We start from the raw sequence: 24,614 nt of genomic DNA on the forward strand, positions 1-24,614 counted from the left end.
TCTCTACACTCGAAAACGCAGGGAGCGAAAAGTCAAAAGCTGGAAGCCACCTATGCAGCTCCCAGCTTCCGACGTTCAGCTTCCGGCTTGTATTACAGGGTACGCGCTACCTGGACGCGTTCGAACACTTCGATCCGGTCGCCGACCCGTACGTCGTTGTAGTTCTTCACGCCGATACCGCATTCCATGCCGTTGCGTACCTCACCGACGTCGTCCTTGAAGCGACGCAGCGACTCGAGCTCGCCTTCGTAGACCACCACGTCTTCACGCAGCACACGGATCGGGCGGTTGCGATAGACGGTGCCTTCGATAACCATACAGCCGGCGACGGCACCGAACTTCGGCGAACGGAACACATCGCGCACTTCGGCCACCCCGAGGATCTGCTCGCGAACATCGCTGCCGAGCATACCGGAGAGCGCCTTTTTGACGTCGTCGATGATCTCGTAGATCACGCTGTAGTAACGCAGGTCGAGGCCTTCGTTCTCGATGATCTTGCGTGCAGTGGCATCAGCGCGGACGTTGAAACCAAAGATGACCGCATTCGAAGCCAGTGCCAGGTTCGCGTCGGTTTCGGTGATGCCACCTACGCCACCCGAGACGATCTTGACCTGCACTTCATCGTTGCCCAGATCGGACAGAGAGCCTTGCAGCGCCTCGAGCGAGCCGCGCACGTCCGCTTTGATAACAATGTTGAGCGTCTTCTTCTCACCCTGGCCCATGTTGTCGAACATGTTCTCGAGCTTGGCCGACTGCTGACGAGCGAGCTTGATCTCGCGGAACTTGCCCTGCCGGAACAGTGCAATCTCGCGCGCCTTCTTCTCGTCCGTGACGACGGTGAGTTCGTCGCCCGCATCAGGAGTACCGTCCAGACCGAGAATCTCGATAGGAATCGAGGGGCCGGCTTGCTTGATCTGTACGCCGTTCTCGTCGTACATCGCCCGCACGCGGCCGTAGTTCACGCCAGCGAGGACGATATCGCCCTGGCGAAGCGTGCCGTTCTGTACCAGTACGGTTGCTACCGGACCGCGGCCCTTGTCCAGACGTGATTCAACCACAACGCCGCGACCGGGGGCCGAAGGCTGCGCCTTGAGTTCGAGAACCTCGGCCTGGAGCAGAACTGCTTCGAGCAGTTCGTCGATGCCGGTCCCGACTTTTGCAGACACGTGCACAAACTGGGTATCGCCGCCCCACTCTTCCGGGATCACGTCGCGTGCGGCCAGGTCGTTCTTGATGCGGTCCGGATCAGCGTCTTCCTTGTCGATCTTGTTCACGGCCACGACCAGCGGGACGCCCGCAGCCTTGGCATGCTGAACAGCTTCTTCGGTCTGCGGCATGACGCCGTCATCCGCCGCCACCACCAGAATGACGATATCGGTAGCCTTCGCACCACGGGCACGCATCGCGGTAAACGCGGCGTGGCCAGGGGTATCCAGGAAAGTGACCATGCCACGATCGGTTTCGACGTGGTATGCGCCGATATGCTGGGTGATACCGCCCGCTTCGCCGGAGGCAACCTTGGCCCGACGAATGAAGTCGAGGAGCGACGTTTTACCATGATCGACGTGACCCATCACGGTCACCACCGGGGCGCGACTGACTTCCTCGCCTTCGTGCTGCATGGACTCGACCAGCGCATCTTCAACCGCGCTCTCGCGAACCTGCTTGACCTTGTGGCCCATGTCTTCCGCGATGATGGTAGCAGTGTCCTGATCCAGCACCTGGTTGATGGTCACCATGTTGCCGCTCTTGAACATGTACTTGATGACCTCGGCCGCTTTCACCGACATCTTCTGCGCCAGTTCGGCAACCGTGATCGTCTCACCAATGACTACTTCTCGCACTATCGGTCCTGTCGGCTTTTCGAAGCCGTGCTGGTTACGTTTTTTGTGCGCCTTGAGCTTGCCACCGCCGCCGCGACGGCGCGCCATGCTTTCGTCTTCTTCAGTGACGCGAGGCGCGGTCCGGGCCTTGTCTTTCCCACCACCGGCACGACGACGATTACGCTCGTCCTCGTCTTCCGCTCGCGTGGGCTTGCGGCGATGTTCTTCTTTCTTCTTCGGATGCTCGGAAGGCGGCGGGGCCGGAGCCACGACCGGTTCAGAAACAACCGCCGGCTCAGGAGTGACCGCAGCAGACGCGACTGGTTCAGCCGAAGCTGCAGCGGCCTGCTCCTCAGCAGCCTTGCGCTGGGCTTCTTCCGCCTGACGGGCAGACTCTTCGGCCTGACGGCGCGCCTCGGCCTCTGCGGCAACCCGAGCTTCCTCGGCCAGACGCAATTCCTCGAGCTCCTTCTGCCGCTCGGCTTCCGTATCGGCTTGATCGCGCTTGACGTAGGTACGCTTCTTGCGGACCTCGACGTTGACCGTCTTGCTGCCAGCGACCTTGAGGGTACTCATGGTCTTGCGCTTGAGTGTGATCTTGCGCGGCTCTCCGGCCGAGTCGCCATGAGCGCTCTTCAGATAGGCCAGCAGCGCCTGCTTCTCGTCGTCCGAGACCGGCTGCTCGGGACTGGTTTGCTTCAATCCGGCTTCCTGCATTTGTTGCAGCAGGCGCTCAACCGGAGTGCCTACCACCTGAGCCAATTCTTTGACCGTCACTTCCGCCATTCACTTCTCTCCTCAGTCGGGTCCGTGCGTTTCCGCAGCGTGGTGTAGCTCGCCGACCGGTTATTCAAACCAGGGCGCCCGGGCAGCCATGATCAGCTCGCCGGCACGCGCTTCGTCCATACCTTCGATTTCGAGCAGGTCATCGACCGATTGCTCTGCCAGGTCTTCCATCGTCACCACCCCTTTGGCAGCGAGCTGGAAAGCCAGCGCACGATCCATACCTTCCATGTTGAGCAGGTCATCAGCTGGCTGGGCCTGCTCGAGTTTCTCTTCGTTGGCGATGGCCTTGGTCAGCAAGCGATCCTTGGCCCGCGCCCTCAGCTCATTGACGATATCCTCGTCAAAGCCATCGATATCCAGCATTTCTTCCATCGGCACATACGCGATCTCTTCGAGGGAGGTAAAACCTTCCTCGACAAGCATCTGCGCCAGCTCCTCGTCTACGTCCAGCTCGTCGACGAAGTTGCGCAGGATGTCGCCGGTTTCGGCTTCCTGCTTCTCGCGAATCGCCTCTTCGGTCATTACGTTGAGCGTCCAGCCAGTCAGCTGACTGGCCAGGCGGACGTTCTGGCCACTGCGCCCGATAGCCTGCGCCAGATTGTCTTCGGCTACAGCTATATCGATCGTGTGCGTGTCCTCGTCGAGGATGATCGACGCGACTTCGGCCGGCGCCATTGCGTTGATGACGAACTGAGCCAGATTGTCGTCCCACAGCACGATGTCGACGCGCTCGCCACCGAGCTCACCTGAGACGGCCTGTACGCGAGATCCGCGCATGCCGATGCAGGCACCCTGGGGATCGATGCGCTTGTCCTTGGAGCGGACCGCGATCTTGGCCCGCGAACCCGGATCACGCGCCGCGCCCATGACTTCGATGAGCTCTTCGGCGATTTCAGGCACTTCGATGCGGAACAACTCGATAATCATTTCCGGGCAGCTGCGTGACAGCACCAACTGCGGACCGCGGTTCTCGGTGCGAATATCCTTGAGCAGCGCGCGAATGCGGGTACCAGTACGGAAGGTCTCGCGCGGGATCATTTCTTCACGCGGCAACACCGCTTCGGCGTTATTACCCAGATCGACGATGACGCTGTCCCGGGTAACCTTCTTTACCGTACCGCTGATAATTTCCCCGAGCCGATCGCGGTACGCGTCGACGACTTGCGCGCGCTCCGCTTCACGAACCTTCTGCACGATGACCTGTTTGGCAATCTGCGCAGCGATCCGACCGAACTCGACCGAGTCGACTTTCTCTTCGATGACATCCCCGTACTTCAGCGACTCGTCCCGGGCCTGCGCCTGGTCCAGCGTCAACTGCATGTCGGGTTCTTCGAAGTCCTCATCGCGCACCACAGTCCAGCGGCGGAAGGTGTCATAGGCGCCGGTGCTGCGGTTGATCACCACATGAACGTCGACTTCGTCTTCGTAGCGCTTCTTGGTGGCCGTAGCCAACGCCAGTTCCAGGGCTTCGAAAATCACCCCGGGCGGTACGCCCTTCTCGTTGGAAACGGATTCCACAACCAGCAGCACTTCTTTGCTCATCGTATGCCTCGCCTAACGCCATCCATTGGGGCCACTGGAGCCCAACTATGCTCAAAACCGCGGGATGATATTGCTCTTGTCGATCGAGTCGATGGGCAGGAGGTACTCATGATCCTCAACCTGCAGCACAACTTCGTCGCCTTCTACACCGCGTATGACACCCTGAAAATTCCGTCGCCCCTCGTAAGGGGCACGCAACTTGATCTTGACCTGCTCACCCGTGCTTTCGGCGAACTGCTCAAGCGTAAATAGTGGACGGTCCATCCCCGGAGAAGATACTTCCAAGGTGTAGTCACCTGAAATCGGATCTTCGACATCGAGCACAGCGCTGGCTTGGCGACTGACCGCGGCACAGGCTTCCACACTGATGCCTTCCGGATGATCGATATACACCCGCAGCAACGTGTGTCGCCCCTGGGACAAATACTCGATACCCCAACAACGATAGCCCAAAGCCTCGACAATCGGGGCCAACAAGGCCTCCAACTCGGATACTTTGCCGGACAAGTTCACCGTCCTTTCATTGCATGAATAAAAAATGGGCCTAAAGCCCATCCTGGTTCTGGCCACTCCGATGGAGTCCAGACAGCTAACAAAAAGCCCCTGAAAAGGGGCCTTGACTGGTTGCGGGGGCAGGATTTGAACCTACGACCTTCGGGTTATGAGCCCGACGAGCTACCAGACTGCTCCACCCCGCGTCGAATCTAGGGCATGAATTATACGCCCCGCTGTCAAACAAGACAACCGGCATACTGGCCCGAAAAAAAGCAGGGCCTGCACGAGGCAGGCCCTGTCTGATTGGTGCGGAAGATGGGACTCGAACCCATACACCCGGAGGCACTACCCCCTCAAGATAGCGTGTCTACCAATTCCACCACTTCCGCAAAACTGTGAGGCTTACTCGACGGCAGGTACATCGTCCGTCAAAGGCGCCTGAGGAGCCTGCTCTTCAAGAACAGGTACATCTTCGCTGACCACCGGTGCAGCCGGAGCTACCGGTGCGCTTCGCAAAGCCGGATCAGGTAGACCGGCATCACGAACCTGAGTCGCCTGGTGACTGGCGTAGTAGGCCAGGCCCAACGAAGTCAGAAAGAATACAGTCGCCAGCACGGCTGTCAAGCGGCTCAGAAAGGTAGCCGAGCCCTGACTGCCGAAAACCGTGCCAGACGCACCGGAGCCGAAGGATGCGCCAGCGTCGGCACCCTTGCCCTGCTGCATCAGCACCAGGCCAACCAGGGCAATCGCCACCAACAGGTGCACTACCACGACTACGGTTTCGATCATTACACTCGTCCTGCGGCGCGAGCGATCGCGCCAAAATCATCTGCGTTCAGAGAGGCTCCACCAACCAGCCCCCCATCGATATCCGGCATGGCAAACAGGGCGTCGGCGTTATCCGCCTTGACACTGCCACCGTAAACAATCTGCACACACTGAGCCTGCTCATCATCGAGCATCGCCAGTCGGGCGCGGATCATACCATGGACTTCCTGAGCCTGCTCGGGCGTCGCGGTCAATCCGGTACCTATGGCCCAGACAGGCTCATAAGCGACTACTCCCTGTGCCAGGCCACCCACTCCGAACGCGTCTAGCACGATCTGAAGCTGACGCCCCACAATATCCGCGGTCTCGCCGGCGTCGCGCTGCTTGCGAGTTTCGCCGACGCAAAGGACCGGCCTCAAGCCACACGCCAGCGCAGCGGCAAACTTCTGCCGCACTTGCTCGTCGGTCTCACCGAAAAGAGTGCGCCGCTCCGAGTGGCCCACCAACACATACTCGCAGCCAGCGTCTCGCAACTGAGCTGGGGATATTTCGCCGGTCAGCGCGCCAGGCTCGGCCTGAGCTGCGCAACTTTGCCCGGCCAGGCGTATCGGCGAACGTTCGAGCGCCTCACGACATTGCTGGATGAACAGTGCTGGAGGAGCGATCATCAGATCGACGTGTTCCGGCCATTCCTGCTGGTTCAACCCAGCGAGCAGGGACTCCACTGACTGGCGCGTCCCATACATTTTCCAGTTTCCCGCGACCAGCAAACGTCGCATGCCTAACCTCTCAGCCCAAGCGGGCGCCAATGTTAACCAAGTTGCCCAAGTGAAACAATGACTTTTTCAGGTCGCCGCAAACAGCTCGCGGACCTGGTCAGCCAGCCCTTCTGCCTCCTTGCAGACCTGCTCCGAATCTTGCCCTTCGACCATCACCCGGATGACCGGCTCGGTTCCGGACAGGCGCAGCAGCACCCGCCCCGTATCGCCCAGGCGCGCCTCGGTGTCACTCACGGCCTGCTGCAACCGGGGATCCGCCAAGGGCGATTGCGTGCCCTTCTGGTAGCGCACGTTGATCAGCTTCTGCGGACATTTCTGCATGCGCTGACATGCTTGATCCAGACGCAGCCCTGAACGCTGCAAAGCTTTGAGCACCTGCAGCGCGGCGATAATGCCATCCCCGGTGGAAGTATGGTTGAGGCAGAGGATGTGCCCCGAGGACTCACCACCTATCAGCCAGCCCCGCTCGCGCAAATCGGACATCACGTAGCGGTCGCCGACCTTGGCCCGAACAAATTCGATCCCCAGCTCGCGCAGGCCCAGCTCGAGACCAAGGTTGCTCATGAGGGTTCCAACCACGCCGCCGGAGAGCAGGCCGCGCTCCTGCATATCACGAGCGATGACGTAAACCAGCTCATCTCCGTCGACCTCGATACCATGGCAGTCGACCATCATGACCCGGTCCCCGTCACCATCGAATGCGATACCCAGATCGGCACCGGTGTCGACCACCCGCCGACTCAACGCTCGCAAGTCGGTGGAGCCGACCTCGGCATTGATATTCAGTCCATCCGGCTGAGCGCCTATGACATCGACCTCCGCTCCGAGTTCGCGGAACACGTTCGGCGCCACTTTGTACGTCGCACCGTGGGCGCAATCGAGTACCAGGCGGAACTCGCGGAACCGGGTGCTGGTGGGTACGCTGCTTTTGCAATACTCGATGTAACGCCCGGAAGCGTCTTCGACTCGAGCGACCTTGCCCAGCTCATCGGAGCCGACCAGCACCATGGGGGCCTCGACCAGACGCTCGATTTCCAGCTCGAGATCATCCGGCAGCTTGCTGCCATCCACCGAGAAGAACTTGATGCCGTTGTCGTAGAACGGATTGTGCGAAGCGCTTATGACGATGCCCGCGTCGGCCTGGAATGTGCGTGTGAGGTAAGCGATCGCCGGCGTCGGCATCGGACCGAGCAATTGAACCTGAGCGCCAGCGGCGGACAAGCCGGCTTCCAGCGCCGATTCGAACATGTAGCCGGAGATACGCGTGTCCTTGCCGATCAATACGCGGCACTGTCCGTGTCGCTTGAATGCCATGCCGACCGCCCAGCCGAGCTTGAGCATGAAATCCGGAGTAATGGGATATTGCCCGACGCGGCCTCGTATGCCGTCGGTACCGAAATAGCGCTTTTCCATTTCGCTGTCCTGTAACTGTTGCTGTGGTGGTTAGCGGGCGGACAGCACCGCTTCGATCATACGCACTGCGTCGACCGTTTCGGCAACGTCGTGTGCGCGGATAATTTTAGCCCCTTTGGCGACCGCCAGCGCAGCGAGCGCCACGCTTCCGTGTAGTCGCTGCTCGACCGGACGATCGAGCACCTGGCCGATCATGCTCTTGCGCGATACGCCGACAAGTATCGGCAAACCTGGGGGACGCAGCGTTTCGATTCCGGCAAACAACTGCAGATTGTGGTTGAGGGACTTGCCGAAACCAAACCCGGGGTCCAGAACGATACGGGAGCGAGCGATGCCAGCTGCTTCACAGGCTGCTATTCGTTCTTCGAGAAAGGCACTGACCTCGTCGAGCACCGACTGGTAAACCGGTGCGGCCTGCATCGTTGCCGGCTCGCCCTGCATGTGCATGATGCAAACCGGCAGACCCGAGCCAGCAGCAGCCTCCATGGCGTCATTGCGCCGCAGTGCGCGGATGTCATTGATCAGCCCCGCACCTGCCGCAGCGGCTTCGGTCATGACCTCGGGGGTGCTCGTGTCGACCGAAACGATCACGTCGAACCGTGCCGCGATCGCCTCGACCACAGGGACGACACGATCGAGCTCCTGTTGAGTGGATACCGAAGCGGCGCCGGGTCGTGTGGACTCGCCGCCGACATCGATCATCGCCGCGCCAGCTGTGCACATGTGTTCCACATGGCGCAGGGCTGCCTCCAGCCGGTCGTAGCGACCGCCGTCGGAGAACGAGTCGGGAGTGACGTTCAGGATGCCCATGACATGGGCCCTGGAAAGATCAAGCTCCCGGCTGCCGCATGGCAACCGGGAGCTTATTGGAGCGGACTGCATGGAGGTCAGTGTTCTCCGGCTGGTCCGCCGATTACCCCGCCATCAGCGGGCTTGTCACGGCCCGGCCGCGGCTCGTCTGCCGGATCTTCGGCCTGCACAGCTGCGCCCGGACCCTGACGATCGTCGCCGTTCCATCCCTTCGGCTCACGAGGCGGCCTGCCGGACATGATGTCGTTGATCTGCTCAGTATCGATCGTCTCGTACTTCATCAGCGCTTCGGCCATCAGATCGAGCTTGTCGCGGTTCTCTTCCAGCAGTCGCCGCGCGGTGGTGTAGCAATCATCAATGATGCTGCGAACTTCCTGGTCAATCATCTTCGCCGTTTCGCCGGAGATGTTGCCGTTCTGACCACCGCCTGCCCGACCGAGGTAACCCTCATTTTCGTCCTCACCGTACATCAGCGGACCGAGCTTCTCCGACAGGCCCCACTTGGTCACCATATTTCGTGCCAACTGGGTGGCCCGCTGGATGTCATTCGACGCACCCGTGGTGACGCCTTCGAAGCCAAGCGTCATTTCCTCGGCGATACGACCTCCGAACAGCGAACAGATCTGGCTGTTGAGGGCACGCTTCGACAGGCTGTAGCGATCCTCTTCAGGGAGAAACATGGTCACACCCAGCGCACGGCCGCGCGGAATGATCGACACCTTGTAGACCGGATCATGCTCGGGGACCAGCCGCCCCACGATGGCGTGGCCGGACTCATGGTAAGCAGTGTTGAGCTTCTCCTTGTCCGACATGACCATGGATTTGCGCTCGGCGCCCATCATGATCTTGTCCTTGGCCATTTCGAACTCGTTCATCTCGACCAGGCGCTTCCCGGCGCGGGCGGCGAACAGCGATGCCTCGTTGACCAGGTTAGCCAAATCGGCACCGGAGAAACCGGGGGTGCCTCGGGCAATATTGCCAGGCACGACATCGTCACCCAACGGCACCTTGCGCATGTGCACCTTGAGGATTTGCTCACGACCGCGAATATCAGGCAAACCGACCACCACCTGACGGTCGAAGCGACCAGGCCGTAGCAATGCGGGATCCAGCACGTCCGGACGGTTGGTAGCGGCAATGACGATGATGCCGTCGTTTGCCTCGAAACCGTCCATTTCGACCAGCAACTGGTTAAGCGTCTGCTCGCGTTCATCATGACCGCCGCCCATGCCGGCCCCACGATGGCGGCCGACAGCATCGATCTCGTCGATGAAGATGATGCACGGAGCGTGCTTCTTGGCCTGCTCGAACATGTCGCGGACGCGGCTGGCGCCGACACCGACGAACATTTCGACGAAGTCCGAGCCGGAGATGGTGAAGAACGGCACCTTGGCTTCGCCAGCAACTGCCTTGGCGAGCAACGTCTTACCGGTACCGGGCTGACCAACCATCAGTACGCCGCGCGGAATATGGCCGCCGAGACGCTGGAATTTGCCCGGGTCGCGCAGGAAGTCGACCAGCTCGCTGACCTCTTCCTTGGCCTCGTCGCACCCGGCGACGTCGGCGAAGGTGGTCTTGACCTGGTCTTCCGACAACATCCGTGCCTTGCTTTTGCCGAAGCTCATCGGACCACCACGCCCGCCACCGCCGCCCTGCATCTGGCGCATGAAGAACATGAAGATAGCGATGATGATCAGAATCGGGAAGCTGGCGATCAACAGCTGGGTCCAGATGCTCTGCTGCTCTGGTTGCTTGCCTTCGATGATCACTTCGTTTTCGAGCAGATCACCGATGAGGCCGCTGTCCTGAATGGCAGGACGGATGGTCGTGAAGGTGGTGCCGTCGCGACGGCGGCCGGTAATTTCATAGCCATCAACGGTGACGCGCTCAACCTGACGATCCTCGACCAACTCGAGGAACTGCGTGTAGTTGAGAGTGTTGGGCTCAGCGGGACTGCTGAAGTTGTTCATGACCGTGACCAGCACGGCGGCAATGATCAACCACAGGATGAGGTTCTTCGCCATGTCGTTCAAATTGCTACCCTCTTGCTTCGCCGCCTGGACGACTGAGCCTGACTGAAATCATAGAAATATGACACGTTGTACCTTACACCAGTTTCCAGTGGGGCGGCAGATTCGCCTCTGTAACGCCCTGTGTCGCGCGACCTATCGCTTGAAACCGCGAGCCAGCAAATAGGTTTCGCGGGAGCGATCCCTGGAAGCTCCTGGCTTTCGAGTCACCAGCTTGTCGAATTGATCCCTGATCTGCCGGAAATACTCGTCGAAGCCTTCACCATGGAAGACCTTGATGAGGAAATCTCCGCCCGGGCGCAACGTCCGAGACGCCATGTCCAGCGCCAGCTCGCAAAGATACATCGCGCGCGGCTGATCGATTGCGGGCGTACCACTCATATTTGGGGCCATATCGGAAATTACAAGGTCGACCGGCTGACCGTCGATCGATGCAAGGATGGCTTCGAACACGGCATCGTCGGTAAAGTCACCCTCGATAAAGGTCACGTCGGCAATGCTGTCCATCGGCAAAATGTCCGAGGCGATGATCCGGCCTTTCTCGCCAATCAGACGACTGGCCACCTGCGACCACCCGCCGGGAGCTGCGCCAAGATCCAGCACCGTCATGCCCGGGCGCAGCAGGCGGTCTTTCTCCTGAATCTCCAGAAGCTTGTAGCTGGCCCGGGAACGGTAACCGTCCTTCTGCGCCTGCTTGACGTATTGATCGTCGAAATGTTCTTTCAGCCAGCCCTTGCTGGTCTTGGATCGTGCCACGGATTACCTCGTGCAGCGGGCCTTGCCGCCAGTTAAACTATCGCCATCACTCCATCGAACGGGAACGCATACATCCATTATGGCGCTCAGCTCTGAACAGAAGAAAGCCTACAAACGTATTGGCCACCATTTGAAGCCAGTGGTGTTGGTCAGTGAACAAGGAGCCAGCGAAGGTGTGCTGGCCGAGATCGAGCGGGCGCTGAATGATCATGAACTGATCAAAATTCGCCTCAGCGTCGCCGACCGGGAGACCAAGCAGGCGCTGATCGAAGAGATCTGCAAGCAGACCAAAGCCGAGCTGGTGCAGGTTATCGGCAAGATGGCGATCCTGTTGCGACGCAACAAGAAGGCCAATCCCAACCTTTCGAACCTGGTTCGCTACAAGGACCTGTGATGGTCGAGAGAGTCCGCCCGGTTAGTGGGCGGACTCATCAGGACGCGGCTGCAACACCAGCACGAAGCCGGCAAAACACAGCAGCAGAAAGCTGAACATCCCCCAATAATCGGCCGCCAGCCACCAACTGGCTACGAGATGCACCCCAGCCGAAAGCAATACCAGCGCTAGCACCTGGCCACGGCTATCACGCCACCAGCGCGAACCCAGCGCGTTCCAGCATATCAACGCCTGCAGCAACGCACAGATCCCGGCGAAACAGGCGACCAGCGGGCGCATGAACCCGCCAATTTCCTCGACGAGAAACGGCGCCAGTCCGAACCGCTCGAGTGCCGGCAACAGGACAAAATGCAGCATCCAGGCACCGCCGACCCACAACGTCTGGGCCAGCTGCCAGGCTACCCGGCCGCTACGCACCGCCGTAAGCGGAGCAGAGGCAGTCACAGGTGACGCACCTCGACGATTTCGTACTCGACCACACCACCTGGTGTCTGAACCGCTACCACATCGCCTTCTTCCTTGCCGATCAGCGCGCGGGCGATGGGCGATGTAACGTTGAGCTTGCCGATCTTGATGTCTGCCTCGTCCTCGCCAACGAGCTGGTAGACCACTGCCTCGTCGGTATCGACGTTGGCGATTTCAACCGTCGTGCCGAAAATAACCTTGCCGGTATGGGGGATCGTAGTCACGTCGATCACCTGGGCATTGCCCAGGCGCCCTTCGATATCACGGATGCGCGCCTCGACCATGCCCTGCTGCTCGCGGGCAGCGTGGTACTCGGCATTTTCCTTCAAGTCGCCCAGCTCCCTCGCTTCGGCGATTGCCTGAGTAATCTGCGGGCGCATCACCGTTTTCAGATGCTTGAGCTCTTCTTCGAGCGCCTGAGCGCCCTGCTTGGTCATCGGATATTTCATGTTCAGATTCCTGCGTGCAGATCCTGAAGACGGCGAACCGCGCGTTCAGGACCGAATTTCAATGCCATGCAGATTGCCTGTCCACCAGCCAGTGTGGTGGTGGAATAGACCTTGTGCTGCAGGGCGTTGCGACGAATCGAGTACGAGTCGGCGATCGACTGGCGGCCTTCGGTGGTGTTGATCACCAGGCGCACCTCGTCGTTCTTGATCATGTCGACGATATGCGGACGCCCTTCGGTAACCTTGTTGACGCGGCGAACCTTGAGCCCGGCCGCCTCGATCACACGCGCAGTTCCGCTGGTAGCGACAACTTCGAACCCAAGCTCGATCAGGTCGCGCGCCACATCGACGACGAACGGCTTGTCGTCCTCGCGCACGCTGAGGAACGCGTAGCCCTCTGTCGGCAGCACCTCACCAGCGCCCACCTGCGATTTGGCAAAGGCTTCGGCGAAGCTGTCGCCCACGCCCATCACTTCGCCAGTGGACTTCATTTCCGGGCCGAGGATCGGGTCGACGCCGGGGAACTTGGCGAATGGGAACACGGCTTCCTTGACGCTGAAGTATGGCGGCACTACTTCTTCGGTGAAACCGACCTCCTGCAACGTCTTTCCAGCCATGACGCGAGCCGCGATCTTGGCGAGCGACTGGCCGATGCACTTCGACACGAAGGGCACCGTCCGCGAAGCACGCGGGTTGACCTCGATCACATAGATGGTGTCGCCCTGCACCGCCATCTGCACGTTCATCAAGCCCACCACACCCAGCTCGAGCGCCATCTTGCGCACCTGTTCGCGGATCTCGTCCTGAACCGCAGCCGGCAGTGAATAAGGCGGCAATGAACAGGCCGAGTCGCCCGAGTGCACGCCTGCCTGCTCGATGTGCTGCATGATTGCACCGATGACGACGGTCTTGCCGTCAGACACCGCATCAATGTCGACCTCGATCGCGCAATTGAGAAAGTGGTCGAGCAATACGGGACTGTCATTGGAGACTTTCACAGCGTCGCGCAGGTAGCGCTTGAGCTCGTCTTCCTGATACACGATCTCCATCGCACGGCCACCCAGCACGTAAGACGGACGCACGACCAGCGGATAGCCGATCTTGTTGGCTGCACGCACCGCCTCTTCTTCGCTGCGCACGGTCGCGTTGGCTGGCTGGATCAGATTCAGCCGCTCGACCATTTGCTGGAACCGCTCACGGTCTTCTGCCCGGTCAATCGCCTCGGGGCTGGTACCGATAATCGGCACACCGGCCTCCTCCAGCGCACGCGACAGCTTCAGCGGGGTCTGCCCGCCGTACTGGACGATGACACCCTTGGGCTGCTCAACCCGAACGATCTCCAGCACGTCTTCCAGGGTAACCGGCTCGAAGTACAGGCGGTCCGAGGTGTCATAGTCGGTCGACACGGTTTCCGGGTTGCAGTTGACCATGATGGTTTCATAGCCGTCTTCGCGCATCGCCAGGGCTGCATGCACGCAGCAGTAGTCGAACTCGATGCCTTGACCGATACGGTTCGGGCCACCGCCCAGAACCATGATCTTGTCGCGGCCGCTCGGGTTGGCCTCGCACTCCTCCTCGTACGTGGAGTACATGTAAGCGGTATCGGTGGCGAATTCGGCCGAGCAGGTATCCACCCGCTTGTACACCGGTAGCACATTGAGCTTGTGCCGATAGCGGCGCAGGCTCTTCTCGCTGACGGCGAGCAAATGCGCCAGGCGCGCGTCGGAGAAGCCCTTGCGCTTCAGGCGGTACATCAGGTCGTAGTCGATATCACTGAGGCTGAGCGTCTTGACCCGCTGCTCGTCCTTGATCAGATCTTCGATCTGCACCAGGAACCAGGGATCGATTCGCGTCAGCTCGAAGATCTGTTCCATGGTCATGCCGGCACGGAACGCATCACCGATGTACCAGATGCGATCTGCGCCAGGCACGGTCAGTTCACGAGTGATCGTGGTCATGGCGTCGCTGGCGTCAAGCTCAACGCGCGAATCGAAACCGCAAGCGCCAACCTCCAGGCCGCGCAGAGCCTTATGCAACGATTCCTGGAAGGTCCGGCCGATAGCCATGACCTCGCCTACCGACTTCATCTGGGTAGTCAGACGGGCGTCGGCATTGGGGAATTTCTCGAAGGCAAAACGCGGAATCTTGGTCACCACGTAGTCGATCGCCGGCTCGAATGAGGCCGGAGTCCGCCCGCCGGTAATGTCGTTGGACAGCTCGTCCAGCGAATAACCGACAGCCAGCTTGGCTGCGATCTTGGCAATCGGGAAACCGGTGGCCTTGGAAGCCAGAGCGGACGAACGCGATACACGCGGGTTCATCTCGATGACCACCATGCGGCCGTCGACCGGATTGATGCCGAACTGCACGTTGGAGCCGCCGGTTTCGACACCGATCTCACGCAGCACCGCCAGCGAGGCGTTCCGCATGATCTGGTATTCCTTGTCGGTCAGTGTCTGCGCCGGCGCAACGGTGATCGAGTCGCCGGTGTGAACGCCCATCGGATCGAAGTTCTCGATGGCGCAAACGATGATGCAGTTGTCCTTGCGGTCACGGACAACTTCCATCTCGTACTCTTTCCAACCGATCAGCGATTCGTCGATCAACAGCTCCTTGGTCGGCGACAGATCCAGACCGCGGTTGCAGATTTCCTCGAATTCCTCGCGGTTATAGGCGATACCACCACCCGTACCACCCATGGTGAAAGACGGGCGGATAATGCACGGGAAGCCGACCTGATCAAGCACGCCATAGGCTTCGCTCATATCATGGGCGATACCCGAGCGCGGGCATTCCAGGCCGATGGACTTCATGGCCTTGTCGAACCGCGAACGGTCCTCGGCCTTGTCGATGGTGTCGGCGTTGGCACCGATCATCTCCACGCCGTATTTGGCGAGCACGCCGTGACGCTCGAGGTCCAGCGCGCAGTTCAGTGCAGTCTGGCCGCCCATGGTCGGCAACACCGCATCAGGGCGCTCCTTCTCGATGATCTTGGCAACGGTCTGCCACTTGATCGGCTCGATATAAGTCGCGTCCGCCATCGACGGGTCAGTCATGATGGTGGCCGGGTTCGAGTTGACCAGGATGACGCGGAACCCTTCTTCCTTGAGGGCCTTGCAGGCCTGGGCGCCGGAGTAATCGAACTCGCATGCCTGGCCAATGACGATGGGGCCGGCACCGAGGATCAAAATGCTTTTAATGTCTGTACGTTTTGGCATAGTCGTCTTGGAATCCTTGGGAGCTCAGCGGCGCTTGGCCATTGCCTCGATGAAACGATCGAACAGCGGGGCGACATCATGTGGGCCCGGGCTGGCCTCGGGATGACCCTGGAAGCTGAAGGCCGGCTTGCCGACGATCTCAATGCCTTGCAGGGTACCGTCGAACAAGGACTTGTGCGTCGCCCGAACACTGGCCGGCAACGTCGCCTCTTCAACAGCGAAGCCATGGTTCTGGCTGGTAATCATGACCTGTCCGGTCTTCGTGTCCTGCACCGGATGGTTGGCGCCATGATGTCCGCTGGGCATCTTCACCGTACGCGCGCCGGCGGCCAGGGCAAGCAACTGATGGCCTAGACAGATACCGAACATCGGCGTGTCGGTTTCCAGCAGTTCCTGAATCGCACGAATCGCATAGTCACACGGCGCCGGGTCGCCGGGTCCGTTAGCCAGCAGAATGCCATCCGGCTTCAGCTCCAGAGCCTCGCTGGCCGTGGACTGCGCTGGCAGAACCGTCACGCGGCAACCGCGGGCCACCAGCATCCGCAGGATGTTGTATTTGATGCCGTAGTCGAACGTCACCACGTGATACGGCAACTGCTCGGCCGGAATCTCGTCATGGCGGTTGGTGTCCAGACACCATAGGCTCGAGCGCCACTCGTAGCGCTCCTTGACGCTGACCTCTTTGGCCAGGTCCATGCCCTTCAGGCCAGGGAACTCGCGAGCCAGGGCCAACGCCTTTTCTTCGGTGGCGCCTTCACCTGCAAGGATGCAGCCGTTTTGCGCGCCCTTTTCCCTCAGGATGCGGGTCAGGCGTCGGGTGTCGATCCCGGCAATGGCCACGGTTCCGTTCGCCACGAGGTACTCGGTCAGTGACTGCTGCTTGCGCCAGTTGCTTGCGAGCAGTGGCAGATCACGAATGACGAGACCGGCCGCCCAGACCTTCCATGACTCGGCATCATCTTCGGTCGTGCCTGTGTTACCGATATGCGGATAGGTCAGAGTAACGATCTGTCGGGCATAGGAAGGATCGGTCAGGATCTCCTGATAACCGGTCATGGCCGTATTGAACACGACCTCACCAACGGTGTGACCGTCGGCGCCGATGGCCTCACCACGGAAGATGCTACCGTCGGCAAGGGCGAGAATGGCTGGCTTGGACAAGAAAACCTCCGAAAGGCTGACACGTTTTAGCTAAACGCGGGCTGCACAAAAGCGGGAATGAGGTGTACGAAACACTTCATCCCGCTTCAAGGCATTGTCAAATGCGCTGGGTAGAAAGATTAGCGCGGTAGTTTACCGGCTCGACCTGCAAATATCCACTGCGAGTCAGCCGAGTGTTCCCGCTGGTTCCGTCCTAAGGCGTATCCGAATGCTTCAAACTGCATAATAACTGTGATAAAACCGCAGATGAAAAGGATTGCAGCTGCGTCGCGGTCGCCTTTCGCAGCGGCACAACAAAAACAAAAAGTAGTCAGGGACATCACCATGAGATCGCACTTGAAAAGCTTCCTTGTGCTCGTATTGCTGTGCATGGCGGCACCCTTCGCCCATGCTGATCTACAACGTCTGCAACACGTCCACGAATTTCGTAGCGAAGGCTACGTTGCCGCCACCTACATGTTGATCGACAACAACCTGTTCGAGCGGGTGCGCGAACCAGGCAATCGCGAAGCCTACAATGACGCCCTTGCCAGCATGAGTGCGTTGCTGCGCCAAGCAGGCAACCCGACCGAACTGCAGTCCGCCTACGATGAGTTCGTTGCGCTGATCCGTCAGCTCGAAGGCATGAGCGGCGAGGAAGCGCACTACCATCTGGCGACCGTCAACCAGATCATGCAGGCGCATGGCCGGATGGACAAGCTCGCTGCGGCGCTGTATCAGGAACTGTCGACCGAAGCACCCGAGAAGCTGCTTGCCCTGCATCAGCAGAGCCTGGAGACCCATCAGATCTTGCTGCTGTATCAGAACAACATGTTCAGCTCGGTCGGGGTGTATTTCGTCGAAGCCGGCGACAATATGTTCGCCAACATGAATGAGCGCATCGTGGCGCGCGCCGTGCAGCTCCGCGGCCTGTTTCCCGACCTCAGCGGCACCTTCAACAAGCTGGACAAGCAATACAGCTTCATCCAGCCGCGCCTCCTGAACTACGCGTCCGACTGGGTTCCGACAATCGCCGCGTTCTACCTGCTGCGCAATACCGAAACCCTGGACAGCCTGGCCCGCGAGCAGATTCTCGGCGCGAGCTGACCTCACAAAAAAGCCGGCGACCGCAATGTCTGCGACGCCGGCTTTTCTTTCGCTGGTTGTTAGCGCAGCGCCAGGACATCCTGCATATCGAACAATCCCTTGTCCTGATCTGCCAGCCACATGGCCGAGCGCACTGCACCCCGCGCGAACGTCATCCTGCTCGAAGCCTTGTGGGTGATCTCCACGCGCTCGCCTTCGCTGGCAAACAGTACCGTATGATCGCCAACGACATCGCCGGCACGGACCGTGGCAAAGCCGATGGTCTGCCGATCCCGCGCGCCGGTCTGGCCTTCGCGACCGTACACCGCCACTTCGCTCAGCTTGCGACCCAAGGCATCGGCAACCACTTCACCCATACGTAGCGCCGTACCCGACGGGGCGTCGACCTTGTGGCGGTGATGCGCCTCGATGACTTCAATATCGGACTCCTCACCCATGACCTTCGCCGCCATGTCCAGCAGCTTTAGGCAAAGGTTCACTCCAATGCTGAAGTTAGGCGCGAATACGATCGAAATATCCTTCGCCGCTTCGCTGATGAGATCCTTTTGCGCATCGGTAAAGCCGGTCGTGCCGATGACCAGCGCCTTGCCAGCCGCACGACAAACCGCCAGGTTGACCAGTGTCGTGGTCGGGTGGGTAAAGTCGATCAGTACGTCGAACTGCTCTACCGCCTCCTCCACGCTACCAGTCACAGGAATGCCCAGTCGTCCGATGCCGGCCAGCTCACCGGCATCAGCCCCGAGCAAGGAGCTCTCCGGACGCTCGATGGCAGCCGCCAGCACAGCGCCTTCCATGTGATTGACCGCTTCGATCAAAGTCTTGCCCATGCGGCCAGCGGCGCCGATTACTGCGATCCGTCTCATGTCAGCCCCGGTCAAAATTTCATATCCTCAAAGAAGTTCTTCACCCCTTCGAACCAGCTCTTGGCCCGAGGAGACTGGTTGCTACCCTCGACCTCTAGCGTTTCGCGCAACTCTTCGAACAGCTCGCGCTGCCGCTTGGTAAGGTTGACCGGCGTCTCGACGACGACCCGGCAAAGCAGGTCGCCGGCCGAGCCGCCACGCACCGGCGTGACGCCCTTGCCGCGCAGGCGGAACAGCTTTCCAGTCTGCGCTCCGTCCGGAATTTTCAACTTTACCCGACCGTCCAGCGTGGGCACTTCCAACTCGCCACCCAGAGCAGCATCAGCGAAGCTGATCGGCACCTCACAATACAGATTCTTGCCGTCACGCTGGAATATCTTGTGCTCGCGCACCGACACCACCACATACAGATCGCCGGCGGGCCCGCCGTTGACGCCAGCCTCGCCTTCGCCAGCCAGCCGGATGCGGTCGCCAGTGTCGACACCAGCCGGCACCTTGACCGACAGCGTCTTCTGCTCTTCCACGCGGCCATGACCGTGGCAATCATTGCACGGGTCGGCGATCATCTTGCCGGTACCGTGACACCGCGGACAGGTCTGCTGCACAGAGAAGAAGCCCTGCTGCATACGCACCTGACCATGACCACCACAGGTCGTACAGGTGACCGGAGCAGTGCCTTTCTTGGCACCGCTGCCTTCACAGGTCTTGCACGCCACCAGCGTCGGTACACGAATGGTCACCGAGGTGCCCCGCACCGCTTCTTCGAGGTCCAGCTCCAGCGTGTAACGCAAATCGCTACCACGCTGCACGCTGGACCGGCCGCGGCCACCCGCGCCCCCGAAAATATCGCCGAAGACATCGCCAAAGATGTCCGAGAAGTTTGCACCACCGAAGCCGCCAGCGCCGCCGGCACCCATATTCGGATCCACCCCGGCGTGGCCGTACTGATCGTAGGCGGCCCGCTTGTTCGGATCGGTGAGTACCTCGTACGCTTCGTTGGCTTCCTTGAAGCTGTCTTCGGCTGCCTTGTCATCCGGATTCCGGTCCGGATGGTATTTCATCGCCAGGCGCCGGTAGGCTTTTTTCAGCTCGGCATCGCTTGCGCCGCGCTCTACGCCCAGCACTTCGTAATAATCACGCTTGGCCATCGTCTCGCTTTCCTTCCCTTTCAGGGGCTCGGGGCACAAACGACGACGCGGGAGTAGCTCCCGCGTCGCCTGCAGTCAACTGCCGTTGCCCACCACCAAGGACTTACTTGTTGTTGTCCTTGACTTCTTCGAACTCGGCGTCGACCACGTCATCACCGCCATCCTTGCCGGACTCATCACCAGCCTCGCTGCCTTGAGCGGCCTGGGCCTGATCGGCGTACATCTTCTGAACCAGCGGGCCAGAAGCTTCGGACAGAGCGTTGATCTTGGCTTCGATTTCAGCCTTGTCGTCACCCTTGACCGCCTGCTCCAGGTCAGCCAGCGCCGACTCGATCGCAGTCTTCTCGGCTTCGGTCGCCTTGTCACCGGCTTCCTTCAGAGTCTTGCGCGTCGCATGTACCAGTTGGTCACCCTGGTTACGGGTGGTGACCAGCTCCTCAAACCGGCGATCTTCCTCGGCATTGGCTTCGGCGTCACGCACCATCTTGTCGATCTCGTCGTCCGACAGGCCAGAGGATGCCTTGATGACGATCGACTGCTGCTTGCCGGTCGCCTTGTCTTTGGCCGACACGTTGAGGATACCGTTGGCATCGATGTCGAAGCTGACCTCGATCTGCGGGACCCCACGCTGTGCTGGCGGAATGTCCGCCAGGTCGAAACGACCCAACGACTTGTTCTGCTGCGCCTGCTTGCGTTCACCCTGCAGTACGTGGATGGTCACGGCAGTCTGGTTGTCGTCAGCGGTCGAGAACACCTGCGACTTCTTGGTCGGAATGGTGGTGTTCTTCTCGATCAGAGTAGTCATCACGCCACCCATGGTTTCGATACCCAGCGACAGCGGGGTCACGTCCAGCAACAGAACGTCCTTCACGTCGCCAGCCAGTACCGCACCCTGAATCGCTGCGCCGACGGCAACCGCTTCATCCGGGTTGACGTCCTTGCGCGGCTCCTTGCCGAAGAACTCGGCCACGGTGCGCTGCACCAGCGGCATGCGGGTCTGCCCGCCGACCAGAATCACTTCGTTGATATCGGAAACGTCCAGACCCGCGTCCTTCATCGCAACGCGGCACGGCTCGATGCTGCGCTTGACCAGTTCTTCGACCAGCGACTCCAGCTTGGCACGGGTCACCTTGACGTTCAGGTGCTTGGGACCGGATGCGTCGGCGGTAATGTACGGCAGGTTGACGTCGGTCTGGTTGCTCGAAGACAGCTCGATCTTGGCCTTTTCCGCCGCTTCCTTCAGACGCTGCAGCGCCAGCGGATCGTTGTGCAGATCAACGCCATTCTCCTTCTTGAATTCGTCCGCCAGATAGTCGATCAGGCGCATGTCGAAATCTTCACCACCCAGGAAGGTGTCCCCATTGGTGGCCAATACTTCAAACTGGTGCTCACCATCCACCTCGGCAATCTCGATCACCGAGATGTCGAAGGTGCCGCCACCCAGGTCATAGACCACGATGGTGGAGTCACCACGTGACTTGTCCATGCCATAGGCCAGCGCCGCCGCGGTCGGCTCGTTGATGATGCGCTTGACGTCGAGACCGGCAATACGGCCGGCGTCTTTGGTCGCTTGACGCTGACTGTCGTTGAAGTACGCCGGGACAGTGATTACCGCCTCGGTGACCGGCTCGCCAAGATAGTCTTCGGCGGTCTTCTTCATCTTCTTCAGCACTTCCGCAGAGACCTGCGGAGGAGCCATCTTCTCACCCTTCACTTCAACCCAGGCGTCGCCGTTGTCGGCCTTGATGATCTTGTACGGCACGAGCTTGATGTCTTTCTGTACGACACCTTCCTCGAACCGACGACCGATCAGACGCTTGACCGCGTTCAGTGTGTTCTGCGGATTGGTCACCGACTGACGCTTGGCTGACTGGCCAACCAGGGTCTCGCCGTCCTTGGTGTAGGCGACGATCGAGGGAGTGGTGCGAGCGCCTTCGGCGTTCTCGATCACCTTGGCCGAGCCGTTTTCCATGATAGCGACGCAGGAATTGGTGGTCCCCAGGTCAATACCGATAATTTTGCCCATCTACATACTCTCCGAATCTGTTTGCCGCACGCGTAGGCGGCGAAGTTGACTGACGATGAACCCTAGATTGGGTCGACTGGATCGATTTCAAGCCTTCTCGTCGATCGAAGGCGATTCCGGTCGGTCGCTGGCCGGCTTGCTGACCACGACCATCGCCGGGCGCAACAGGCGGCCACTCAGGGTGTAGCCCTTCTGGAAAACGCGAATCACCGTATTCGGCTCGACGTTGTCCCGCTCCTCCATCGCCATCGCCTGGTGGAGGTCGGGGTCGAAAGGCTCGCCATGCGGATCGACAGCGACGATCTGAAAACGCGCGAGCGTGTCGGTGAACATCTTCAGAGTCAGCTCCATCCCCTCGCGCATCGGCTTGATGGCCGGGTCGCTGGGGTCCGACAGCTCCATGCCACGCTCCAGACTGTCGAGTAGTGGCAGCAGCTCGGTAGCAAAGCGCTCCAGCCCGAACTTGTGGGCCTTCTCGATCTCCTGTTCGGCGCGGCGACGCGCGTTCTGCACGTCAGCTGCGGCACGCAGCGCCTGATCCTGCGCAGTAGCCAATTGCTCTTCCAGCGCGGAAACGCGAGCGGTCAGGTCCTCGTCAGCAGCACTTCCCTGCTCCGGACTGGTGGCCGGCTCCTGCTCGTTTAGATCCTGTTTCTGTTCGTCCGCCATGTAGGTCTCCTGTCGAATCTGTAAAGGCGTTTACACCACGTCGGGTTAGCTTGAAAGCTACAGTGCTCCTGTATATGGGGTCGTTCCGGGCAGGTTCAAGGGGTTTGGAACAGTGCGAGCGGGGGCGCTTGAACAGCCGAGCGAGAGTACTGTATAAATAACCAGACAAACGTAATCGGGAGCCTGTCATGCTCATGCACCTCGCGGTAAACAACTATGCGATCGTCGATCATCTCGAGCTCGAGCTGAACGGAGGCATGACCGTTGTGACCGGCGAAACCGGTGCAGGGAAGTCCATCATGCTGGACGCGCTCGCATTGACACTCGGCGACCGCGCCGACAGCGGCGCAGTTCGCCCCGGCGCAGACAAGGCCGACCTCCTCGCCACGTTCGACATCTCGGATATTCCGGAGGCCCGCGAATGGCTGGACGAGCGCGATCTGGCAAGCGAGGATCAGGTGATTCTGCGTCGCGTCGTGACCGCGGAAGGGCGCTCGCGCGGGTACATCAATGGCAGCCCCTGTCCGCAGCAGGACCTGAAAGCGCTGGGCGAGATGCTCATCGACATCCACAGCCAGCACGAACACCAATCGCTGCTCAAACCCGATACGCACCGGCGGCTGCTCGACGCGTTTGCTGGCGCCGGCGAACTGGCCCGACAGGTTCAGCTCGCCGCCCAGCGCTGCCGACAAACCGAGCAGGCGCTGCAACAGGCCAGCCAGGACGGTGACGAGTACACATCTCGCGTGCAATTGCTGACCTATCAGCTCGAAGAGCTGGATAACCTGAGCCTTCAGGACGGCGAACTGGAACAGCTGGAAGATGACCAGCGCCAGCTGGCGAACGCCGAACATATCACCCAGTCGTGCCAGCAGGTCATCAACCTCTGCAGCGAGAGCGACAGCGGCAGCGTGCTCCAGGCATTGACGGCCAGCCTTCAGCGGCTAAATGGATTGACGACGCACAACCGCAACCTGGATGAAGCAAATAGCCTGCTGGCCAGCGCACAGATTCAGGTCGAGGAAGCGGTCGGCGAACTGACGCGCTATCTCGATCATTTCGAGGCTGACCCGGAGCGGCAGCAGCAGATCGAAGAGCGTCTTGGCGTCATCTACGACCTGGCTCGCAAACATCGGATCAATCCGGACGAGCTGCCTGCCTTGCAACAGAGATTGATCGACGAACTAGAAGGATTGCAGCAACGGGGCGCGGATACAGAAAAGCTCGCCGAAGAACTAGAGGCTTATCGGGCTCATTATCGCGAACTTGCCGGCGACCTGTCGGAACAGCGAAGAGAAGCCTCGGCCCGCCTTTCCGAGGCCGTGACTGATGAAATTCAGCAGCTCGGCATGCCTGGCGGCAACATCGTCGTACAACTCTCTCCAACCAAACCAGGCAGCTACGCGCCGACCGGTATGGAAACGGTGGAGTTTCTAGTCAGCGCCAACCGGGGCCAGCCGGCGAAGCCGCTGGCCAAGGTCGCATCGGGGGGCGAACTCTCACGCATCAGTTTGGGCATTCAGGTCGTCACTGCTCAGACGTCGCGCGTGCCAACGCTGGTCTTTGATGAAGTGGACGTGGGCATTGGCGGCCCGACCGCTGAAATCGTCGGCCGACTGTTGCGCCAACTTGGCGCACGAGGTCAGGTGCTGACCGTCACCCACCTGCCACAGGTAGCCGCACAGGGGCATCAGCATCTTTTCGTACGCAAGGAGCAAAGCGAGACATCGACGCGTACACGGATCGATCAGCTGGACGAGGCAGGCCGGGTACATGAGGTAGCTAGAATGCTGGGCGGGATCGATCTGACGGAGGAGTCGCTGGCGCATGCGCGCAAGCTGATTTCAGCGATTTGATGGCGGCGCCCGGGCAGGCGCAGCTTGAAGAGCAGCGCCTGTCGGGACTGAGCTCGTTACTGCCGAACCTCCGGCAA

The 24,614-nt window shown here is 60.3% G+C and carries 20 protein-coding genes and 2 tRNA genes; 3 read left to right on the plus strand and 19 right to left on the minus strand.

Annotation, left to right across the window (positions count from 1 at the left end):
- Window positions 1-92: 92 nt before the first annotated feature.
- The 11 genes from infB to rlmE all read right to left on the minus strand — a co-directional run bounded on the left by infB (window position 93) and on the right by rlmE (window position 11,202).
- The gene (infB, locus tag BLT85_RS12430; protein ID WP_093395256.1) at window positions 93-2,609 is read right to left on the minus strand and encodes a translation initiation factor IF-2; all 2,517 of its coding nucleotides are present in this window, start codon (window positions 2,607-2,609) and stop codon (window positions 93-95) included.
- Between the two features lie 60 nt (window positions 2,610-2,669).
- Window positions 2,670-4,151: a transcription termination factor NusA gene (gene nusA, locus BLT85_RS12435; RefSeq protein WP_093395258.1), complete on the minus strand. Its 1,482-nt coding sequence runs from the start codon at window positions 4,149-4,151 to the stop codon at window positions 2,670-2,672.
- A gap of 51 nt (window positions 4,152-4,202) precedes the next feature.
- The gene (gene rimP / locus BLT85_RS12440) at window positions 4,203-4,658 is read right to left on the minus strand and encodes a ribosome maturation factor RimP (protein WP_093395260.1); all 456 of its coding nucleotides are present in this window, start codon (window positions 4,656-4,658) and stop codon (window positions 4,203-4,205) included.
- Window positions 4,659-4,772: 114 nt separating this feature from the next.
- A tRNA-Met gene (locus BLT85_RS12445) sits at window positions 4,773-4,849 on the minus strand.
- Window positions 4,850-4,950: 101 nt separating this feature from the next.
- A tRNA-Leu gene (locus tag BLT85_RS12450) sits at window positions 4,951-5,035 on the minus strand.
- Window positions 5,036-5,048: 13 nt separating this feature from the next.
- Complete coding sequence (gene secG, locus BLT85_RS12455; protein WP_093395262.1) at window positions 5,049-5,435, minus strand: preprotein translocase subunit SecG; 387 nt, start codon at window positions 5,433-5,435, stop codon at window positions 5,049-5,051.
- On the minus strand, window positions 5,435-6,193 hold the full coding sequence (tpiA, locus tag BLT85_RS12460; protein WP_093395265.1) for a triose-phosphate isomerase: 759 nt from the start codon (window positions 6,191-6,193) through the stop codon (window positions 5,435-5,437). The genes secG and tpiA overlap by 1 nt, the downstream gene beginning before the upstream one ends.
- 66 nt (window positions 6,194-6,259) lie before the next feature.
- Window positions 6,260-7,606 carry a phosphoglucosamine mutase gene (gene glmM, locus BLT85_RS12465; protein ID WP_093395268.1) on the minus strand — a complete coding sequence of 449 codons (1,347 nt, stop codon included), beginning with the start codon at window positions 7,604-7,606 and terminating at the stop codon, window positions 6,260-6,262.
- Window positions 7,607-7,636: 30 nt separating this feature from the next.
- A complete protein-coding gene (gene folP, locus BLT85_RS12470; RefSeq protein WP_093395272.1) occupies window positions 7,637-8,488 on the minus strand; it encodes a dihydropteroate synthase in 852 nt (283 codons plus the stop codon).
- 5 nt (window positions 8,489-8,493) lie between these two features.
- Window positions 8,494-10,440: an ATP-dependent zinc metalloprotease FtsH gene (ftsH, locus tag BLT85_RS12475; protein ID WP_093397736.1), complete on the minus strand. Its 1,947-nt coding sequence runs from the start codon at window positions 10,438-10,440 to the stop codon at window positions 8,494-8,496.
- Between the two features lie 141 nt (window positions 10,441-10,581).
- Window positions 10,582-11,202, minus strand: coding sequence for a 23S rRNA (uridine(2552)-2'-O)-methyltransferase RlmE (gene rlmE, locus BLT85_RS12480; protein ID WP_093395275.1), 621 nt, complete (start codon window positions 11,200-11,202; stop codon window positions 10,582-10,584).
- Between the two features lie 79 nt (window positions 11,203-11,281).
- On the opposite strand from rlmE, the gene yhbY reads away from it, so the two are divergent.
- On the plus strand, window positions 11,282-11,596 hold the full coding sequence (gene yhbY / locus BLT85_RS12485) for a ribosome assembly RNA-binding protein YhbY (RefSeq protein WP_093395278.1): 315 nt from the start codon (window positions 11,282-11,284) through the stop codon (window positions 11,594-11,596).
- Between the two features lie 21 nt (window positions 11,597-11,617).
- Here the strand turns inward: yhbY and BLT85_RS12490 are convergent, their stop codons facing one another.
- The 4 genes from BLT85_RS12490 to carA are packed head-to-tail and all read right to left on the minus strand — an operon-like array spanning window position 11,618 to window position 16,889.
- On the minus strand, window positions 11,618-12,040 hold the full coding sequence (locus BLT85_RS12490) for a DUF4149 domain-containing protein (protein WP_331456721.1): 423 nt from the start codon (window positions 12,038-12,040) through the stop codon (window positions 11,618-11,620).
- Window positions 12,037-12,510, minus strand: coding sequence for a transcription elongation factor GreA (greA, locus tag BLT85_RS12495; RefSeq protein ID WP_093395282.1), 474 nt, complete (start codon window positions 12,508-12,510; stop codon window positions 12,037-12,039). Before greA ends, BLT85_RS12490 begins: the two co-directional genes overlap by 4 nt.
- A 2-nt stretch (window positions 12,511-12,512) precedes the next feature.
- Window positions 12,513-15,728, minus strand: a complete 3,216-nt coding sequence (gene carB / locus BLT85_RS12500; RefSeq protein ID WP_093395285.1) for a carbamoyl-phosphate synthase large subunit — start codon at window positions 15,726-15,728, stop codon at window positions 12,513-12,515.
- Window positions 15,729-15,752: 24 nt separating this feature from the next.
- A complete protein-coding gene (gene carA / locus BLT85_RS12505; protein ID WP_093395288.1) occupies window positions 15,753-16,889 on the minus strand; it encodes a glutamine-hydrolyzing carbamoyl-phosphate synthase small subunit in 1,137 nt (378 codons plus the stop codon).
- Between the two features lie 324 nt (window positions 16,890-17,213).
- Here carA and BLT85_RS12510 point away from each other — a divergent pair, with 324 nt between their 5' ends.
- Entirely contained in the window at window positions 17,214-17,975 is a 762-nt protein-coding gene (locus tag BLT85_RS12510) for a hypothetical protein (RefSeq protein ID WP_093395291.1), read from the plus strand.
- Window positions 17,976-18,034: 59 nt separating this feature from the next.
- On the opposite strand, the gene dapB is transcribed toward BLT85_RS12510, so the two are convergent.
- The 4 genes from dapB to grpE all read right to left on the minus strand — a co-directional run bounded on the left by dapB (window position 18,035) and on the right by grpE (window position 22,681).
- Window positions 18,035-18,838 (minus strand): 4-hydroxy-tetrahydrodipicolinate reductase, encoded by an 804-nt coding sequence (gene dapB / locus BLT85_RS12515; RefSeq protein WP_093395294.1) that lies wholly within the window; start codon window positions 18,836-18,838, stop codon window positions 18,035-18,037.
- 11 nt (window positions 18,839-18,849) lie between these two features.
- Window positions 18,850-19,986: a molecular chaperone DnaJ gene (gene dnaJ / locus BLT85_RS12520; protein ID WP_093395297.1), complete on the minus strand. Its 1,137-nt coding sequence runs from the start codon at window positions 19,984-19,986 to the stop codon at window positions 18,850-18,852.
- Between the two features lie 103 nt (window positions 19,987-20,089).
- Window positions 20,090-22,012, minus strand: a complete 1,923-nt coding sequence (gene dnaK, locus BLT85_RS12525) for a molecular chaperone DnaK (protein ID WP_093395300.1) — start codon at window positions 22,010-22,012, stop codon at window positions 20,090-20,092.
- 87 nt (window positions 22,013-22,099) lie between these two features.
- Complete coding sequence (grpE, locus tag BLT85_RS12530; protein WP_093395303.1) at window positions 22,100-22,681, minus strand: nucleotide exchange factor GrpE; 582 nt, start codon at window positions 22,679-22,681, stop codon at window positions 22,100-22,102.
- Between the two features lie 188 nt (window positions 22,682-22,869).
- On the opposite strand from grpE, the gene recN reads away from it, so the two are divergent.
- Window positions 22,870-24,537 carry a DNA repair protein RecN gene (recN, locus tag BLT85_RS12535; RefSeq protein WP_093395306.1) on the plus strand — a complete coding sequence of 556 codons (1,668 nt, stop codon included), beginning with the start codon at window positions 22,870-22,872 and terminating at the stop codon, window positions 24,535-24,537.
- Window positions 24,538-24,614: the final 77 nt, after the last annotated feature.

Origin of the sequence: Halopseudomonas xinjiangensis (assembly GCF_900104945.1) — a bacterium.
Taxonomy (GTDB): domain Bacteria; phylum Pseudomonadota; class Gammaproteobacteria; order Pseudomonadales; family Pseudomonadaceae; genus Halopseudomonas; species Halopseudomonas xinjiangensis.